The organism is Aeromicrobium yanjiei, from assembly GCF_009649075.1.
Classification (GTDB): Bacteria; Actinomycetota; Actinomycetes; order Propionibacteriales; family Nocardioidaceae; genus Aeromicrobium; species Aeromicrobium yanjiei.
The window spans coordinates 2,218,900-2,238,096 of the sequence record NZ_CP045737.1 but is presented as its reverse complement, the minus strand read 5'-3'; the positions used below and the strand labels follow the sequence as shown (position 1 = coordinate 2,238,096).

General features: G+C 61.6%; 9 protein-coding genes. 7 read left to right on the top strand and 2 right to left on the bottom strand.

The window, feature by feature from the left end:
• Window positions 1-63 precede the first annotated feature (63 nt).
• Both GEV26_RS11000 and GEV26_RS10995 read right to left on the bottom strand, forming a co-directional pair.
• Window positions 64-1,782, bottom strand: coding sequence for a GTPase (locus GEV26_RS11000; RefSeq protein ID WP_153653114.1), 1,719 nt, complete (start codon window positions 1,780-1,782; stop codon window positions 64-66).
• Window positions 1,779-3,959, bottom strand: a complete 2,181-nt coding sequence (locus tag GEV26_RS10995; RefSeq protein ID WP_153653113.1) for a GTPase domain-containing protein — start codon at window positions 3,957-3,959, stop codon at window positions 1,779-1,781. Before GEV26_RS10995 ends, GEV26_RS11000 begins: the two co-directional genes overlap by 4 nt.
• A gap of 614 nt (window positions 3,960-4,573) precedes the next feature.
• Between GEV26_RS10995 and GEV26_RS10990 the strand changes: the two genes are divergently transcribed.
• The 7 genes from GEV26_RS10990 to GEV26_RS10960 are packed head-to-tail and all read left to right on the top strand — an operon-like array spanning window position 4,574 to window position 19,194.
• Entirely contained in the window at window positions 4,574-5,179 is a 606-nt protein-coding gene (locus tag GEV26_RS10990; RefSeq protein WP_153653112.1) for a DUF1819 family protein, read from the top strand.
• On the top strand, window positions 5,176-5,790 hold the full coding sequence (locus GEV26_RS10985; protein ID WP_243838709.1) for a DUF1788 domain-containing protein: 615 nt from the start codon (window positions 5,176-5,178) through the stop codon (window positions 5,788-5,790). Before GEV26_RS10990 ends, GEV26_RS10985 begins: the two co-directional genes overlap by 4 nt.
• Window positions 5,791-5,794: 4 nt before the next feature.
• Window positions 5,795-9,277 (top strand): BREX system P-loop protein BrxC, encoded by a 3,483-nt coding sequence (gene brxC / locus GEV26_RS10980; RefSeq protein WP_153653111.1) that lies wholly within the window; start codon window positions 5,795-5,797, stop codon window positions 9,275-9,277.
• Window positions 9,277-12,744: a BREX-1 system adenine-specific DNA-methyltransferase PglX gene (pglX, locus tag GEV26_RS10975; protein ID WP_153653110.1), complete on the top strand. Its 3,468-nt coding sequence runs from the start codon at window positions 9,277-9,279 to the stop codon at window positions 12,742-12,744. The genes brxC and pglX overlap by 1 nt, the downstream gene beginning before the upstream one ends.
• Complete coding sequence (gene pglZ / locus GEV26_RS10970; RefSeq protein ID WP_153653109.1) at window positions 12,737-15,229, top strand: BREX-1 system phosphatase PglZ type A; 2,493 nt, start codon at window positions 12,737-12,739, stop codon at window positions 15,227-15,229. The genes pglX and pglZ overlap by 8 nt, the downstream gene beginning before the upstream one ends.
• 12 nt (window positions 15,230-15,241) lie before the next feature.
• Window positions 15,242-17,395 carry a BREX system Lon protease-like protein BrxL gene (brxL, locus tag GEV26_RS10965; protein ID WP_153653108.1) on the top strand — a complete coding sequence of 718 codons (2,154 nt, stop codon included), beginning with the start codon at window positions 15,242-15,244 and terminating at the stop codon, window positions 17,393-17,395.
• Between the two features lie 23 nt (window positions 17,396-17,418).
• Window positions 17,419-19,194 carry a DUF262 domain-containing protein gene (locus GEV26_RS10960; RefSeq protein WP_153653107.1) on the top strand — a complete coding sequence of 592 codons (1,776 nt, stop codon included), beginning with the start codon at window positions 17,419-17,421 and terminating at the stop codon, window positions 19,192-19,194.
• Window positions 19,195-19,197 lie beyond the last annotated feature (3 nt).

Here is a 19,197-nt window from a genome sequence, read left to right as displayed (position 1 = left end):
GAGAGGCGCTGGGAAGGTGGGGTCCACTTCCTGGTCCGACTGCGCATCCTCAACTCACCCGCCTCAAGAAGCGCTAAGCGCAGAATCTGCCTCAGACGCGATCGCGGACAACTCCACTGACAGGGCCCCTTGATCTTCCCGGTTCGAGATGATCTCGCCGTAGACAGCGTCGATGTCAGCAAAGGCCCTGTCAAACAGTGGTCGAAGATGACCGCGAACCTCATCGACGAGGTCCGCCGCAATGAGATTGGCCTGGGTGGTCACCTCACTCACCATGTTCGCCCGCCGCGTACGACGAGCGCGGTCGAGCTCCCGGCGCCGACGCTCTTCGAAGACTGCATCGTTGAGAACTAGTCCGACCTGAATCGCAGTGCCAGCCCCTTTCGCGGCCTTGCCGATGTAGTTCGAGGTTCTAGCCGCTTGCCACGGCTTGAACTTGACCCCGAAGCGGTGCCCGACTTCGGTGACTATCTTATGACCCGCCGTGCCGGATGAAGCCTTCACTCCGGTCCCGGCGCCCCAGAAAGTCTGGAACGTCTTGAGGTAGTCCTGCACATCGGCCGTCCAGGGGGGCGCCGAGGTATGGGTGGCCGCCTTCGCGCCTCGACGTGCCACGAACCGCGAACGCTTCGTGGTGTCGACGGTTGTCACGCCAGCGCCGATGTTCGACACCACTCGTGCGTGCGGGCTGCTTTCGATCTCGCGGATCTCTGCAGTGAGGTTGTCGAACTGAAGCTTGAGCATCTGAGTGACCGCCTGTCCGAACTTCGCGGCGGCCAAGTCGAGGGAGGCGTTCAGGTCGGCCTCGGCGACGTCGACAAGCGCGGTGCGCTCGCCGACACTTTGCGCCAGTTCGTCGGCATCCTCAATCGCATCGACGAACAGCTCCGCCGACGCTATGGCAGCGGACATGAACGCGGTCCGCAGTGACGCGACTTGTCTCTCGATTCGCTGCTGTCGTGTCGCGAGAACACCGCGTTGTCGTGCGAGCAAGGCCAATGCTGCTGATTCGTTGGGGTCTTCGGTGACGAAGCTGCCGGCTTCCATCGCTAGGGCTCGGATCAGCTGCAGCGGCTGACGGTCGACCGCAAGCTGTCCGCGTGTCTCAGCCAGCGCGTTGATCGCCCGTCGCACATTGTCGATACCTGAGCCCTCGATGTACTCGTTTGCCCGTTCAGGGTCGTCATGCATCATGCCGGTCATGTAGTCGACCGAGTCGCACTCCACAACACGAAGATGTCCTGGAACTCCCAGCGCGGCGTCGGCATTTGACTGCCGGATGCCGACGGCCGCGGACATGGTTCCTGACTTGGTCACGATCAACAGCATCTGGTCGAGCTTGCCGAGCTCGAATGCGACGTGGCGAAGGTGCGCCGAAGAGGTGTCGTCAAACATGTCAACGCTCACGGTGAACAGGACCATGTCGGCAGCCGCGAGTGCTGACTCCGCGATTGAGTCGTGCTCCTCTAGGCCTGCCTGGACACCAGGTGTGTCGACCAACAGTACGTCCCCGCCCCACTCATATCCCCTGACAGCGTCAGTCGCAACGTCCACGGCAATATCTACCGACGCGTCGCCGTCTGTCAGCGCCTTGATCAGACTGGACTTTCCGCTGCTGTAAAGCCCGGTCAGCACAAGCTGGGGCACCTCTCGCTCGCCGAACCTGAGCCGACTGAGAAGGGAGTCGCGGTCCGGGTGCTCGATGGCCGCGATGGCGGCCCGCAGTCGGGTCTCGAGTTTGCGAGTCTGGGCGGGCAGCTCGTGAATGAGGATCTTTGTCATGCTGTGCCTTCAGAAGAGTCGGTCAGTTGGACGATGGAAACGGACGAGCGGGTGAAACGACCGCACAACTCCTCGAGAAGGTCCAGCAGGCCCCTGGCTACCGAGGTACCCGCAGATACGGCGTAGGAAGCCTCATGTGCGTTGAGCTTGACCAGTCTGGCGCGGGGCTCGAGCGCGGCGAGCGCGTGCCCTGCGACTCCGGCGGGAAATGCGGGTAGTCGTGGAGGGGTCGCAGCGATTGCCTCGATGCTGTTTCGGGGCGGATAAAGGGCGAGCTCTGCGTAACCGACTTCGGTCATCTCGATCGCGATCCCGAAGCCAGGCGCACGTGCGGCAGCTCGGACTTGCTCGGAGTTACGGACCCGTCCACATTCATGCAGGACAGCTTTCGCTGTGGCCGTGTCGAGGTCTCCGATGGAGTCGTTGACACGAGCCCCGCAGGCGCTCCATAAGTCTGAGACTGATTGAAGGGACTGTTGCTGTAGCGCGTGGTCTGACGTGAGTGTGGCCAGGGCGGACTTGAACTGTGCAACAAGAGCCGCTGCGCGAGCCTCGAAGACGGCTTCGGCCTTGTCGAGCGCGCCACCCAGAGATCGCCTGAGTTGATCTCTGCGTTTGTTGAGAACGTAGTCCGAGCCACGGAAGACCTTGTCGATGCTGTCCTTGAGCGGTTGGATAGCGAACGCGAGTGCAACGCTGGCAAGAGTGCCAACGAGAGCGCCCGCCACAATGCCCAAAGGTCCGCCAGGCGCCCCTATGATCGCGCCTTGCGCTCCAGCGGTAACGGCCGCTGTGAAGATGGCGCCTCCTGCCAAGGCCTCGCCTAGCCCGACGCCAAGACGCGCGAGGTGATTTGCGTATGCCGACCCAAAACCGGGAAGGTCTCCGATAGACAGGTCCGGCGCCGGAAGCGCGTCGTGATCTCTGACTGTCTGTTCCCGAACTGCGTCAAGCAGTTCTGCCATCTCAGTGGCCCATTCGTCCATGAGCGCCTGTAGCTCATCAACCATCGTGTCGCGCTCGTTCTCCCAGACCCGCTCCACTTTGCTGCGCGGATCCACGCTGAGGTGCCAGCTTCGTCTGCGTCGTGCAATGTCTTTCGCGTCGGCAACCATAGAGTCGCCCTTCTGCTCCAGCGCTTTGATCATCCGACGATCGAGGTCTCGTGCTAGCTCGACGTACTCGGACTGCCGCGCGGCGAGACTGGCGGCGCAGCTGGCCAAGATGCCTTGCGCCTCAAGCGCCGGCATTCGCAGGGCATCAACCCGCGAGAAGATTCGACGCTGGGCCGAGGTTTTGATTTGCTGAACCAAGAGGAGCTCGATGAGCGACTGAATTCGGCTTTGGCGCCGCAATGCCTCAGATTCCCGGGTGTCCTGCAGCGACTCGAACGCGGCTCGTGCGTGGATGGCGACAGCCGCAACGGGCCGACCACCAGCGCTGGCCAGTTCTCTGGTGAGCAAGTCCAGATGGTCGTTCGCGTCGGCGAATGTGCGGCCGGTGCCTTCCAGGAAGTCGGCGCGCTTCGCCCGATGATGTAGGTCCTCACGGCAGTTGAGCACGAGGACCACCGGTTTCCCATGTGCGCCCAAGATTCGCAGAGCGCGGGTGGTCTCCTCCTGAGGGCTATCTGACGCCCCGACCCACATGACAAGGTCGGATTCTGGGATCACGCCGAAGGCGATGTCGAAATCAACTTGCCCATCGGCGGCGCCAACTCCAGGCACGTCAACCAAGGTCACGCCGGGCAGTTCCGGCAGGAGCCGAGCGCAAACATCGCGGGAGTACCGCTGCCGACCGTCGCCGATCCGGTTGCCATCGCCGTGGCTCAAGAACTCGAGGAGGGTGCTCTTGCCGGCAGTGGTTCGCCCCATCATGACCACACGGAATGGTGATTCACCTCGCGTGGAAGCGCGAGACGTCGCGTCCTCTATCAATTTGGGCAGGGCGTGGAGGGCGCCCCCGACATCCTTGACGATGTGGGCACTTGCGCCGGCGGTGGCGTCGTCGTAGCAATCCAGAGCGCCCGCGGCAGACCGGTATTGCTCAGATATCAGGGCTCCTGTCGCCGCGATAGCACCCGTGAGGTCTGGCGTTGGCCGACTGTCTGATGTGGGCTCCAGCCCAAACATGTTGAGACGACCGACTTCGTAGATGTCGTATGAAGGAAGCTGCATTCTGCCTACGTTTGGGAGATTTGTCGGGCTGCGCTCGGATGCATCAGACGATATGTCGCAAAAGGATCATGGTCCCGCTGCTCTGCGAAAATGGCTCGATCGAGTCAAAAAGTCCCGATCAAGGAGCAGATGCCCTGCCTGGTGGGTAGGGTCACCAGAGACGCTAGGCGCCGAAGAGGATGGCGCTCTTGATGAACCACCGTCCGACCTCTGCCCATCGGCCACGCTACGACTGCGAAGGACCGCATCACGTGACTTCGGACTCCCCGATTGGGGGCGTGACGCGCGGGTCCGCTTCATCGGAGAATTACGCCGTTGTCCCGCGCGCTCTTGGTTTGAGCTCGAAAGCGCAGCAGGCACGCAGGCGCGCTGGTCACGCCCCGGTGTCTCACATGATGGCTCCAGCGGCCAACAGGCTGATGGAAAGCGTGGCGAATGGCACCTTCTGCACAGCCCGCTTTGCCGCACCCGGGACGAGTAGAATGGCGACGTCGCGGAGGTTACCTGCGTGCCGATTGTTTCCTTCCGACCGACTTGAGCGCTTGCCGTCGTTGATGCCGGGTGCCCTCGGACGACGTGAGTTGAGGAGCCCGGATCGACGAGAGGGGACGCCGATGGGCGGAAGAGAACGCGCATCGCGCTACGCACTGTCATTCACCAGCGGCACCCTGCTCGCGGGAGAAGCGGTCGTGGTGGCTCCGATCTATCTTCAGGAACGTGACTGGGCGGCTACGCGCGCTCTGGTCAAGGAACACAACTTGCTCCAGGCCCGGGTCTCTAGGTCAAGCACTCGGACGCTCGGTGCGTTGATCCCCCGGCTCCAAGTCCTCGAGGACTCCGAGCTTCAAATCGTCGCCAACGGGACTTCCACTGAGCGCGGTCACTTGATGTGGGTGGCCGCGTGCCGCCTCTACGCGCTCATCGGAGAGTTCGCGGAGGAGGTGTTGCGCGAGCGGTTCCTGACCCTGGCGGGCACGCTCACGTACGAGGAGTACGACTCCTTCTACCGCTCGAAGGCCATGTGGCACGACGAGCTCGACGAGGTCACCGACCACTCCTACCAAAAGTTACGGCAGGTGCTGTTCAAGATGATGGTCGAAGCGGGTCTGCTGACCAAGCAGGGCCACATCGAGCCTGCGCTTCTCTCAGCTCGCGTCGCGGAGTGCCTGAACCAGCGCACCCCAAGCGACATCCGCTTCTTCCCGACGAAAGTGGCGTGAGAGCCGTGCAGCCAAGAACGACGCTGACGCAACAGGAGGAGCACCTGTTCAAGGTGCTCAGCAGCGAGCGCTTTCTGACGATGGAGGGATTGGGCAACGAGGTCGCCCACTTCATCTACGACTATGACCCTGCATGGGCGCTGGACGTCGCTCAAGCGAAGAAGCGCATCAAGACCAAGCTCGGCACCGATCTGGGCATCAAGGTCTTCGAGATCAACCTCTACGATCTCTGCGTCGACCTGCTCAAGGAACGCAACGTCTGGGATCGCGTCCTGGCAGCCGAGCCGACGATGGACAAGCCCGACTTCCTCAAGATGCTCCAGAACATGCTGGACCCTCAGATACACCTGGCGCCGGCCATCAAGTCGCGCATCGAGGCCGATTCGTTCCAGATCCTCTTCCTCACGGGCATCGGCGAGGTGTTCCCGTTCGTTCGGTCGCACACCGTGCTCAACAACCTACAAACCGTCGTCTCCGACAAACCGATGCTGATGTTCTTCCCAGGTCGTTACGAAGTCTCGGCCACGCAGGGATCATCACTTGTTCTGTTCGGTCAGCTCAAGGACGACTCCTTCTACCGCGCGAAGCGCATCCTCGACCAGGAAGCATGACCCGATGAAACTCAACGAGATCTTCCTCAAGGACGTCACCCGATCGATCGAGGGTGTCGTCAAGGCTGACGACGCCGACCACCTTGGCATCGAGGTCGAGGAGTACGTCTTCACGAATGACGCAGCCAAGGGCGTGGCCCCGCTGCTTGAGGAGTACACCAACTACACGAACGCCAATGGCGTGTGGATCTCGGGCTTCTTCGGCTCTGGTAAGTCGCACCTCCTCAAGATGCTGGCCCACCTCCTAGGCGACGTTGAGGGTCAGGCGTTTCCGCGCGATGAGGTGAGCGAGAGCTTCCTGGGCAAGACCGATGACGCGATGCTCATCGCCTCACTGAAGAAGGCCGCCGACATCCCGGCGAAGAGCCTGCTCTTCAACATCGACCAGAAGGCCACGCTAATCGCCAAGGATCAGACGGACGCGCTGCTCAAGGTGTTCGTCAAGGTCTTCGACGAGAGCCGCGGCTACTTCGGCAACGACGGAGCTGTTGCGCGCTTCGAGGAGGATCTCGACAAGCGCGGCCAGTACGACGCGTTCAAGGCCGCGTTCGTGAAGCACGCCGGCATCGACTGGGCGCAGGGACGAGAGCAGACCGCCCTCGAAGGCCACAACATCGACAAGGCGTTCGCCGACGTGAACGGGGAGGCCAACCCCGGCATCATCGCGCAGTACCAGAAGTCCTACGCCGTCTCCATCGAAGACTTCGCCACGGCCGTGAAGGCGTGGATCGACAAGCAGGAGCCCGGCTTCCGGCTCAACTTCTTCGTCGACGAGGTTGGCCAGTTCATCGCCGACGACGTGAAGCTCATGCTCAACCTTCAGACGATCGCCGAGTCCCTCAACACGAAGTGCAAGGGACAGTCGTGGGTCTTTGTTACGTCCCAGGAGGACATGGACAAGGTCATCGGTGACCGGACCAGACAGCAGGGGAACGACTTCTCCAAGATCCAGGCACGGTTCAGCGCGAAGGTGAAGCTCACCAGCCAGGACGTGGAGGAGGTCATCAGCAAGCGCCTCCTTGAGAAGAACGATGCGGGTGCAGCCAAGCTCATGGCCATCCACGCCAGGGAGAGTGCGAACTTCAAGACGATCTTCGACTTCGTCGACGGTGCGAAGACCTACCGGAACTACGTTGACGGCGGGCGCTTCATCAGCACCTACCCGTTCGTGACGTACCAGATCCCGATGTTCCAAGCCGCCATCGAGGGGCTGTCGGACCACAACATGTTTGAGGGCAAGAACAGCTCGGTTGGCGAGCGGTCCATGCTCGGTGTCGTTCAGGAGGTCGCTAAGCGCATCGGCGCGGAGCAGGTGAGCTACCTGGCCACGTTTGACCAGATGTTCGCCGGGATCAGCGCGGCGCTGAAGTCCGCAGCTCAGAGCGCCATCCTCCAGGCCGAGAAGCACCTTCCCGACCCGGGATCCGACGTCACGATCCTCGCCAACCGACTGTTGAAGGCGCTGTTCCTGGTCAAGTACGTCGACACGTTCAAGGCCACGCCCCGCAACCTCACCGTGCTCGTCTACGACCGGTTCGGTCTCGACCTCAACGCGCTCGGCAAGCAGGTGCAGGAGGCGCTCAACTTGCTGGAGACGCAGTCGTACGTCCAGCGCAATGGCAACGTCTACGAGTACCTGACGAATGAGGAACAGGAGATCGAGAAGGAGATCAAGTCGGTCGACGTCGACTCGTCAGAGGTATCAGGCAAGCTCTTCAAGTACCTCTCCTCCGACATCCTCAAGACGAACAAGCTCAAGTACGCCAAGAACGGCCAGGACTTCCCGTTCGGCTACAAGCTCGATGACATCGTCCAGGGCAACCAGCGCGAGCTGACCGTCCACTTCATCACGCCCGAGACGAACTACACCGACACCGAGATCGCCGCTCAGAGCATGGGCAAGGACGAACTACGCGTCTTCCTTGGCCGCGACAAGCGGCTGCTCGCGGACTTGCGTCTGCTGCTCAAGACGGAGAAGTACACGAAGCAGCGCACCAACTCAGGTGCCTTGCCTTCGACCCAGGCGATCCTCCAGTCCAAGCAGGTGCTCAACGCCGAGCGCGAGAAGGAGCTCATCGAGCGCCTCCGCCAGGCCGTCGGCAAGGCGCAACTGATCATCAACGCTGCGGAAATCACCTCCGGCTCCCAGGATGCAGTCACGCGCGTGAGCGACGGATTCCAAGAGCTCGTCAACCGGACTTACACGAACCTCGGCCTGCTCGGCGGGAAGGTCTACCCGGAGCAGCAGATCGCGGCGGCGGTCCAGAATGACCAGGGCCTGTTCAGTGCGGGATCGCTGAGCGCGCTCAGTTCGCCCGGCACCGAGATGGAGTCGTGGATCATCTCCCAGACCAACCTCGGGGAGCAGGTCACCGTCAAGAAGATCGCACACCGGTTCGAGTCCAAGCCCTACGGGTGGGACCTCGGCTCCATTGAGGTCGTGCTCGGTTGGTTGGTAGGTAACGGAAAGGTCGCGCTTACGGTCGACGCGAACCCGGTCGTGCGGACCGAGGCCGCATCTATCATCCGTAACACCGGCAAGCAGCAGCACACCGTCGTCGCGCCACAGAAGGCGTACGACGCGACGAAGGTCGCCAAGTTCAAGAAGTTCTGCACCGACTTCTTCGACGAGGGCGCCGTACCAAGCGACTCGACCGAGCTGGCCCGCTTCGGCAAGGACAAGCTTGCGGCCAAGCGTGACGAGCTCAACGCCCTCGTAAGCAGTAGCCGCTATCCGTTCGTCGGCCAGCTCTCGGGCGTCGTCACCCTGCTCGACCAGGTCGTCGGCAACCCCATCGACTGGTATCTCAGCGACTTCGACAAGGCCGACGAGCTGATCGAGGCCAAGGAGGACCTGGTCGATCCGATCAAGTCCTTCCTCAACGGCCAGCAGGCCAAGATCTTCGACGAGGCGGATGTCCTCCTGAGCGCCAACACTGGGAATCTCGGTTACCTGCCCCCCGGTAGCGCCGATCCGGTCAAGACGCTCCTTGCGGACACGAATGCCTTTCGCGGTAACAAGATGAACCAGCTCAAAGCTGCGGCCGACACGTTGCGAGGGCAAATCGACGACGTCGTCACCAAGAAGCGTGCCGAGGTGGCCGCAGCGATCGAGGGACGCAAGGCCGAGGTCCTCGCCAGCGCCTACTACTCCAACGCCACCTCCGACGCACAGGAGAGCGCCGTCGGCCGGATCGACCAGATCCTCGCGCGTCTCAAGGGCGAGAGCCAGATTGCGCTCATCCTGCAAACGGGATCGACCTTCGAGCAGGACGACTACCCGGAGTTGCTCAGCCGCCTGGTCACGTCCCAGCAGGGTGGGGGTAACGGTGGGCCGCCACCGAAGCAGATGGTGTCGGTCAAGACGATCCACGTCTCGGGCGTCTCCGGAGTGCTCGAATCGGAAGCCGACGTCGACAACTACCTGGCCGCGCTCCGCGCAGCACTCGTCGAGACCCTCAACGACGGAAAGCGAATCACGCTCTGATGGAAACCGCACCGCTGAAGTCGTTTGCCACCGCGGCGCGAACCGAACTTATCCGAGAGGTGGGCGCGCGGATCACCGCTGTGCTCGCCCAGGGCTCGCCCGAGCGCGTGGAGCAGCCCAAGTCCGTGCTCGCGCTGGAGCGGACTATCGCCGGGGCCGGCGGAGGCGACAAGGGGAAGGCGCACGTCGCCGACAAGGTCGCGTACACCTGGTTCAACCGCATCATCGCGCTGCGGTTCATGGACGCCAACGGCTACACAGGGATTAATGTCGTCTCGCCTGCGACCGATCAAGTCGGCCAGCCCGAGGTGCTCGCCGCAGCCAAGCGTGGCCAGCTCGACACCAACGTGGTCAAGGGGACCAGCATCGCCACGGTGACAGGGCTGCTGAATGGCACTCGTCAGCCGCGCCCTGGCGTCGACGCCCAGGCCGAGGCGTACGCGCTGCTCCTTGCGGATTACTGCCGTTTCTGGAACACGGCCATGCCCTTCATGTTCGAGCGGGAGGGCGACTACACAGAGCTGCTCATTCCGGCGAACTTGCTCGCCGACGACTCGGTCCTCAGCCGGTCCGTCACGGTGCTGACCGAAGACGTCTGCAAAGACGTCGAAGTCATCGGCTGGCTCTACCAGTTCTACATTTCGGAGCGGAAGGACGAGGTCTTCGCTGGGTTCAAGAAGAACAAGAAGGCCGGTGCCGACGAGATCCCCGCAGCCACCCAGCTGTTCACCCCGCACTGGATCGTTCGCTACCTCGTCGAGAACTCCCTGGGGCGTCTCTGGATGCTCAACCGCCCGTCGTCGGGTCTCGAACTCCAGATGGACTACTACATCGCTCCGGTCGCCGCAGAGACCGACTTCCTCAAGATCAGCAAGCCGGAGGAGCTCAAGGTCATCGATCCGGCCTGCGGCTCGGGCCACATGCTCACGTACGCCTTTGACCTCCTCTACGCGATCTACGAGGAAGAGGGGTACGCGCCCTCCGAGATTCCTGGCCTGATCCTCGCGAACAACCTCTATGGCACCGAGATCGACCCCCGTGCCGGAGCACTGGCTGCGTTTGCGCTCACGATGAAAGCCAGTGCAAAGCGCAAACTTTTCCTCAAGAGCCCGGTCGAACCGAACGTATGCGTGCTCGAACCAGCGGCCTTCACGGATCAAGAACTCGAGCTCCTGCTGACGAGGTCTGGTGACAAGGCGCGCGAGGAAGCGTTCTGGAATCTCTTCCGACACTCAGACACCCTGGGCGCGTTAACCGAGCCCAACGGTCTCGCACTTGCCGGCGCTCGTGAGCACCTGGCGACCGTCGACCCGGAGGGAGACTTGTTCGCGGGTCAGGTGATCGAGCGCGCACAGCGGGTCATTGCTCAGGCCGAATACCTCACGCCTCGATACTCAGCGGTTGTCGCGAACCCCCCGTACATGGGCACAGCGAACATGGGCGATCTCCTGACGAACTTCGCCGAGGAGAACTACGGCGCCACGAGGACAGACCTCTACAGCATGTTCATGGAGCGGGCGTGGCGGTTGACCCGCCCCGGCGGTAGTTGGGGGGTCATCACGCCGCACGGATGGATGTTCCAGTCGTCGTTCGCGGACTGGCGCAAGCGGTTCCTGGGGCGATCGCGCATTGCAACGTTGACTCAGTTCGGCCGGGGTGTCTTCGGCTCTGACTGGGCCTCGGCTGCGTACGTCGCCGTCAATGTCTCACCCGCAGCGGATTCGCATGCGACGTACCGAAAGCTGTTCGAGCGCGCGCTCGACGTTCGTTCGAGGGACCTGCTTGAGCGGCTGTTCCTGGATCCGAACTATCAGCGGTATGTCGTCCGACAAGATTCATTCCTCCGGATCGATGGGGCGCCGATCGCATTCAGCCTCGGGCAAGACGTCCTTGATCTCCTAGCTCGTGCAACCCCGCTCAGCAGGTATGCGAGCCCGAAGCAGGGACTCATTACGGGGGACAACGACCGATTCCTGCGCTTCTGGTGGGAGGTTTCGGACCGCCGTGTTCAGTTCGAGGGGGCGCGTGGTGCAGACGTCACTGATGCTCAGCCTTGGGCGCCCTACCTGAAGGGTGGGCCGCCGCGCCGCTGGGCGGGGAACGAACTCCACGTCGTTCGTTGGGCGCGCGATGGGCACGAAATCAGGAACTTCTTCGGTCCGAATGGCCGCCAGCGTTCGCGTCCTCAGAACACGGACTTCTACTTCCGCCCGGGGCTGACGTGGTCAACGATCGCTGGCGAGTTCGCGATGCGCCAAGCGGACGCTGGCGCGATTTTCGATGCCAAAGGTTCGCTCCTCGCCGTCTCCGACCAGGCGAACAGCCCTCGCCTTCTCGGATACCTCAACTCCACGCTGGCAAGCCGGATCATCACGACGCTCTCGCCGACACTCGACTTCCCGCAGGGACCGGTAGGACGGATTCCCGTGCCAGATGGCGTCCTGAGTCCGTCGGACGCCGATTCGATGATCACCGAATGTGTGCAACTGTCGCGCCGAGACTGGGACGCGAGTGAGCTTTCAATGACCTTCGTGCCCAGGGTTGGCGGGCAGCCGGAATCAGCGTCGCTTCGCCACACCGTGAGGGCGGAATTGACCGTAGCCCAAGCTGACGTAGATCGGATGGCCGAGCTGGAGTCGAAGCTCGACGCTCACTATTCGGCCTTGGTCGGCGATGCTGGTGCGCACGCGGCATCGCGATCAGTGACGCTCAATGCGTTTGAACTCCTGGCAATGGAGCCAAAGGTTCAGGACAACGCGGTGGTCAAGGACCTGATCTCGCTGGCTGTCGGCTGCATGTTCGGCAGGTACAGCCTCGACAAGCCGGGGCTGATCCTTGCGGACCAGGGGACGACCTCGCAGGACTACGTCGCGAAGGTGCCGATCCCGAGGTTCATGCCGGACGAGGACAACGTCATCCCGATCGTGGACGGCGACTGGTTCGAGGACGACGTGGTCGGGCTGTTCCGCCGGTTCCTGCGGACGGCGTTCGGTGACCAGCACTTCGAGGAGAACCTGAAGTTCGTCACCGAATCGCTCGGCGTGAAGAACCTGCGGGACTACTTCATCACCCGCGCCGGGAGGTCGAAGTTCTACGACGACCACGTCCAGCGGTACAAGAAGCGCCCGATCTACTGGCTCTTCTCCAGCCCCAAGGGATCGTTCAACGCCCTGATCTACATGCACCGCTACACGCCTTCCACCGTCTCGACGGTGTTGACTTACCTACGTGAGTACGTGACCAAGCTTGAGTCCAGCCTCCAGCAGGCAGACCGCGCTGGGAACGCGAAGGAAGCGGACCGACTCCGCAAGATTCTCGTCGAGCTCAACGAGTACGAGCACGACACGCTCTACCCGAAGGCGTCCCAGAACGTGGTCATCGACCTCGACGACGGTGTCAAGGTGAACTACCCGAAGTTCGGCACCGCCTTGAAGAAGATCACAGGCTTGGAGTCCTCCGGTGGCTGACACGATGTCCGTTCGAGACGCGCTCCGGAGCCGGCTCGCCGCCAAACGAGTTGTCTTCTGGCATGACCCGGGGGGCGAGTACGCCGCAGACCTTGACTCACTCGACCTCGGCGATGTCAACGTCATCCGTGTGCAGGACGACGAGTTCAACGTGAAGAGCAAGCTCCTTGCGGACCACGTCACCCCGCACCTTGTGTACCGCGTGGGGGACACGCCGCGTGGGACGGGCAACTGGCTGCTGGATCTGGAGCTCGCCTACGGGGTGTTCACTGCCGATAAGACCTCCATGCTCCAGCAGGAACTCGGTCTCAACGACCCGGCCTTTGCTCCGGTCATCGAGCAGCATCAGAAGTTCTTCGCTGCGAGCAGCCGGAAACTGTCACTTGAGAAGCTCCTGACCGAGGGCGACGACGCGACTCGCCTCCGCGCCAAGATGTGCCAGGTGCTGGTGAAGGCATCAGGCAACAAGCTGACTGACATCACTCGGGAACTCCTGGCCGAGAACGCCGCAGGCAAGACGGGCAAGTTTGACGACCTGGTCACCTTTGGCCTCGACGAGTTCTTCTGGGAGGGACTCGCCAGCATCTACAAGTACCCGAGCAAGTCCCCGACGATGGACGACTTCATCCTGTGGATGTTCAGCCGGGCCATCGAAGACTTCGCGTCAGCCACGCCAGACGAGTTCCGCAATGTCCGCAGCGACTTCAACAGCCTCCGCTACGACGTCCGCAGCCAAGAGATGATGACGGCGCTCGCGTCCCGGGCCGCCGAAGCGCTCGACGTTAAGTCCAAGATCGAGCACCGCGACTATCGCGACCTGGCCAAGGTCACGATCTTCGAGGAGATCGACCGCAAGGTGATTGTCGACCTAGCTGCAGCCGTCGCTACTCAGTCAGTGACGCCGCGTGAGGTCTCCGACGTAGTGCGTCAGCGCCAGGAGAGCCTGTGGAAAGTCAAGTACGCCAAGTTGTACGCGGCCATTCAGAGCGCATCGGAGCTTCTCGCTGCGATCGCCGGTCTGCCGAGCGCGATCGCGTCGGCCGATCTCGGGCTTGAGAAGTACCAATCCGACTGGTTCCGCATTGACCAGCAGTACCGCTGGTTCACCCACGCCTATCAGACCGCCGACTTCCAGAAGCCCCTCGAATCACTCAAGGCCGAGGTCGATAAGCAGTACGCCAACAAGTACCTCTACGACTTCGGCGGATATTGGCAGCAGGCCCTTGAGCCCACCGGCGATTGGAAGTCTGCGGCACTCGCGCCGCAGGCCAAGTTCTTCGAGCGCCACGTCGCGCCTGTCGTGAAGGATGGACGCACTAAGGCGGTCGTCATCATCTCGGACGGCATGCGGTACGAGGTCGCTGACGAACTTGCGTCCATGATCCGCAGCGAGGATCGCTTCGATGCATCGCTTTCGGCGGCGCTCGGCTCGCTGCCGAGTTACACCCAACTCGGCATGGCGTCGCTACTTCCGCAGTCGAGTCTGAAGCTCGATCCGAGCGCCCTACCGGTGCTCGCGGATGGGAAGCCGACGAACGGCACCGCAAACCGCGACAAGGTCCTCCAAGCGGTCAAGGGGCACGCGATCGCCGCCGCCGATGTCCTCGCGATGCCTGGCGACGAGCTGCGTGAGCTCTATAAGCAGCACCAGATCTTCTACGTCTACCACGATCGCATCGACGCGGCCGGAGACAAGGCGGCGACCGAGCGGACCGTCTTCGAGGCGGCGGAGGAGACCCTCCGGGAGCTGCTACTTCTGGTGAAGAAGTGGACGAACGCCAACGCCACCAACATCCTGGTCACCGCCGATCACGGGTTCCTCTATCAAGACATCCCGTTGGAGAAGTCGTACTACGTCTCGGAGTCACCTCAGGGTGATGCAGTCACGAAGATCAACCGACGCTACGTGCTGGGTCGGGCGCTCAAATCTTCCCCTTCGTTCATGACGTTCACGTCGGCCCAGGCAGGTCTCGCTGGTGACATCGACATCCAGATCCCGAAGTCGATACACCGCATCCCACTTCCGGGCGCCGGCACCCGCTACGTCCACGGTGGCGCATCTCTCCAAGAGATCGTCGTCCCGGTAGTGACGGTCAACAAGAAGCGCAAGAGCGACGTCCGGCGCGTCAACGTCGACCTCATGCCGGAGACGGACAAGATCACCACCGGCCAGCTTGCGGTCAAGCTCCTCCAGCGGGAGCCGGTGGCGGACAAGATTCAGCCGCGCCAGGTCCGCCTCGGCCTGTATGTCGGTGACACGCTCATCTCCGACCAGCCAATCCTCACCTTCGACAGCCCGTCCGAAGATCAGCGCCAGCGTTACCAGTCGACGACTCTCTACCTCACTCAGGACGCTGACGACTTCAACAACCGCCCGGTCGAGTTGCGTCTCGAAGAGCCCATCCCCAATACGACACAGTGGAAGTCGTTCTCGAAGGGCAACTACGCCATCAAGCGTTCGTTCACGACGGACTTCGAGTTCTAGGAGGTTCCTGCGATGACCGAACAAACCGACCTTGCCGAGGCGGTCGACGATTTCCCCGACGGCGTCGACGACGTGCCAGCTCCTGCGGGTCCGCCTGTGAAGTCCGCCCTCGATCAGAAGATCAACGACGTCTTCGGCGGCGCCGTCGTGCGCAAAGACCTGGTCAAGGCCGTCAAGGGCAACGCGATCGTGCCCTCGTTCGTCCTCGAGTATCTCCTCGGCCAGTACGCCGCATCTGATGACGAGGCGACGATCCAGTCCGGCATTGAGAGCGTTCGCAAGATTCTGGCCGACCACTACGTGCACCGGAACCAGTCAGAGCTGATCAAGTCGAACATCCGAGAGAAGGGCCGCTACCGCGTCATCGACAAGGTGCAAGTCCAGCTCAACGAGAAGGACGACACCTACGAGGCCGAGTTCGCGAATCTTGGCATCAAGCAGGTGCTTGTGTCCCCGGCGACGATCAAGACCCACCCGAAGCTCCTGGTCGGCGGGGTGTGGTGCATCTGCGACATCGAGTACCAGCACAGCGACAACGCTCGCGTCGTCCCGTGGATTCTCGCCTCCATCAAGCCGATCCAACTTTCCAACTTCGACTTCGACGGCTACGTCGCATCGCGTCGCGAGTTCACCACCGACGAGTGGATCGACCTCCTGATCCAGTCGATTGGCTTCAACCCGGAGCTGTTCGGTCGCCGAGCTAAGCTCATCCAGCTTGTACGCCTGATTCCGTTCGTCGAGAGGAATTACAACCTGGTCGAGCTAGGCCCGAAGGGCACCGGCAAGTCGCACATCTACTCGGAGTTCTCGCCTCATGGCATGTTGATCTCTGGCGGCGAGGTCACGGTCCCGAAGTTATTCGTCAACAACTCCAATGGCCGCCTCGGTCTCGTCGGCTACTGGGACGTCGTCGCCTTCGATGAGTTCGCGGGCAAGAAGAAGCGCACCGACAAGGCGCTCGTCGACATCATGAAGAACTACATGGCGAACAAGTCGTTCTCCCGTGGTGTGGAGACCCTCGGGGCCGAAGCATCGATGGTGTTCATCGGCAACACCTCCCGCAACGTGGCGTACATGCTCAAGCACTCGGACCTGTTCGAGGAGCTGCCTGAGAGTTATCACGATTCAGCCTTCCTTGACCGTCTGCATCACTACATCCCGGGCTGGGAGGTCGACACGATCCGCGCCGAGATGTTCTCCGACGGCTACGGGTTCGTCGTCGACTACATCGCCGAAGTCCTCAAGTCGATGCGCGACGCTGACTACTCCGACCGGTACCAGCAGCACTTCACGCTCGGCTCAGACATTTCGACACGAGACCGCGACGGCATTCACAAGACTTTCTCCGGCCTAATGAAGATTCTCTATCCGCACGGGGAAGCGACGAAGGACGAGATTGCCGAGATCCTTCGGTTCGCGATCGAGGGCCGGAAGCGAGTCAAGGACCAGATCCTGCGCATCGACTCGACGATGGCCGACGTGAAGTTCGGCTACCGCGACAAGGCGGGGGATTGGCACAGCATCACGACCCTCGAAGAAGACGAGTACCCGACCCACTACAACCAGACTCGCCATGGAGACCCCGAAGACGAAAATGGGGAGTCGACGGGCGGCGCAGTTGTCCCTGACGGTGCGGGGCCAGAGCCGGTTGTCGTCGCCTCCGCGACGAAGCCCGAACCACTCTTCGAAGGACACCGCGAGTTCCAGGAAAACCAGCGTGGGATCTCCTACAAGAAGCTCCTGCTTCCCTACCTGCGCGGAGCCACCGAAATCACGATCACCGACCCGTACGTCCGTCAGTTCCACCAAGCTCGCAATTTGATGGAACTTGTCGAGACACTCGCGGTAGCGAAGGACCCGGCGGACGAGGTGAAGCTCGTGCTCGTGACGAGCGAAAGCACCGAGGGCCCAGAGAAGTTTCAGAAGCAGATGGAGTACCTGCTGCGCGTCAAACAAGCGGCTGAGGTCGCGGGCATCACCCTCGAGGTGAAATTCGACGCCACGATCCACGACCGCTCGATCGTCGCTAACTCGGGCTGGCGCATCAACCTCGGTCGTGGCCTCGACATCTTCCAATACGTGGCGAGCGACGCGTTCGATCTCGCGGTCAAGCTCCAGCAGTACCGCCAGGTCAAGTCTTTCAGCGTCACGTACATCAGGTCATAGGCCGACCCCAACAGGAGATTGTTATGCCCTTTGAACCTTCGGCAACGGTGGTAGAGGTGCTCCGTCGCATCCAGAAGCGCGAGCTGGTGCTGCCGGCTATTCAGCGGGAGTATGTCTGGGACGGCGAGCAGATCGAGATGCTATTTGACTCATTGCTACGCGGATATCCGATCGGACAGTTTTTATCCTGGAAAGTTGAGCCTCAGACGGCCGGCTTGTTCAGGTTCTATGACTTCATGCGCGACTACAACGAGCTCACTGACCCCCACAACACCCAGCTGGATCTCCCCGCCGAGACGGTGAACGCGGTCCTCGACGGGCAACAGCGACTCACATCGCTCAACATCGCGCTGCGCGGCAGCTTCGCGGACCGCACGCCAGGAAAGTGGGCGGGGAGAGCGGCTTCCTATCCGGTGCGTCGTCTGTACTTCAACCCTATCCAGGAGTTGGAGGATGACGAGGATGGGCGGATGTACGACTTCCGTATGCTGTCGGAATCGCAGGTTACGGCTGCGCTTTCACGCGACAACCCGGGGGCGGAGGATGCTCCGCGAACCGTACTTGTGCCGGTCTCAAAGCTCTACGACATCGAAATAGCAGATGTTGCTGAGCTCGTAGCCGACCTCGGAATTGGAAACATGAGGGAAGCGTCAAAGCGCCTCTACCGTCTCCATTCGGTCCTCCATACGCAACCACTCGTGACGTTCTACCGCGAGGAGTCGCAAGAGATTGACCGCGTCCTCGACATCTTTATCCGCGTCAATTCGCAAGGAACTGTTCTCTCCTACTCGGACCTGTTGCTGTCAATCGCGACTGCCTCGTGGAAGTCGCGCGATGCTCGGAAAGAAATTAATGATCTAATTGACTCTCTCAACGGAACCGGGCACGCCGGCTTCTCATTTCGTCGCGACGTGGTTCTCAAAGCTGGCCTCGTGCTCATCGGCGTGTCTGATATCGGTTTCAAGGTGCGAAACTTCAATTCACAGAACATGGACTTGCTCCAGGAGAACTGGGAGGAGATCAGCAAGTCACTGACGGTCTCGGTCGGGCTGCTCAGTGACTTCGGGCTTTCAGGGCCGACGCTTCCGGCCGCAAGCGTGCTCATCCCCCTTGCGTACTACGTGCATCACAGAGGTCTCGACGAGTCATACCGAACTGCTGTGAGGCACCAGGCAGACAGAGCACTGCTTCGATCCTGGGTGTTGAGGAGTCAAGTCCGACAGGGCATCTGGGGAGCTGGGCTGGACACTCTCCTTAGTGACATCCGGAAAGCTATCGATGAGCATGGCAGCGAGGGCTTTCCTATCGATGCGATCGATGCGCGGATGGCAGCCCGAGGGAGGTCCCTAGTCATGGGAGACGAGGAGATTGACGATCTGCTAGGTCTCTCGTATGGCCGGCAGCGGACTTTTGCTGCTCTGGCGATCCTCTTCCCGCACATCAACACTCGAAACATCCACCACATAGACCACGTGTTTCCGCGGTCAAAGCTCAACCGCGCCGCGCTCAAGACAGCTGGCTTCAACGACGACGAAGTCAGTGAGATGCACAAGAAGCGTGACCTTCTGCCAAATCTTCAACTCATCGAGGGGCCGGAGAATATCGACAAACTAGACCAAATGCCAGGCGAGTGGGCGAACGCACAGCATGGCTCGCAGGCAGAGCTAGCGGCCTATTTGGCGATCCAACAGCTGCCGGACCTTCCAGACTCGGTGCATGATTTCGACGCCTTTTTCGAAGGTCGGAAAGAACTGCTGAGGTCGCTTGCAAGAAAAAGGTTCGGTCGGCTCAAAGAGTGATGC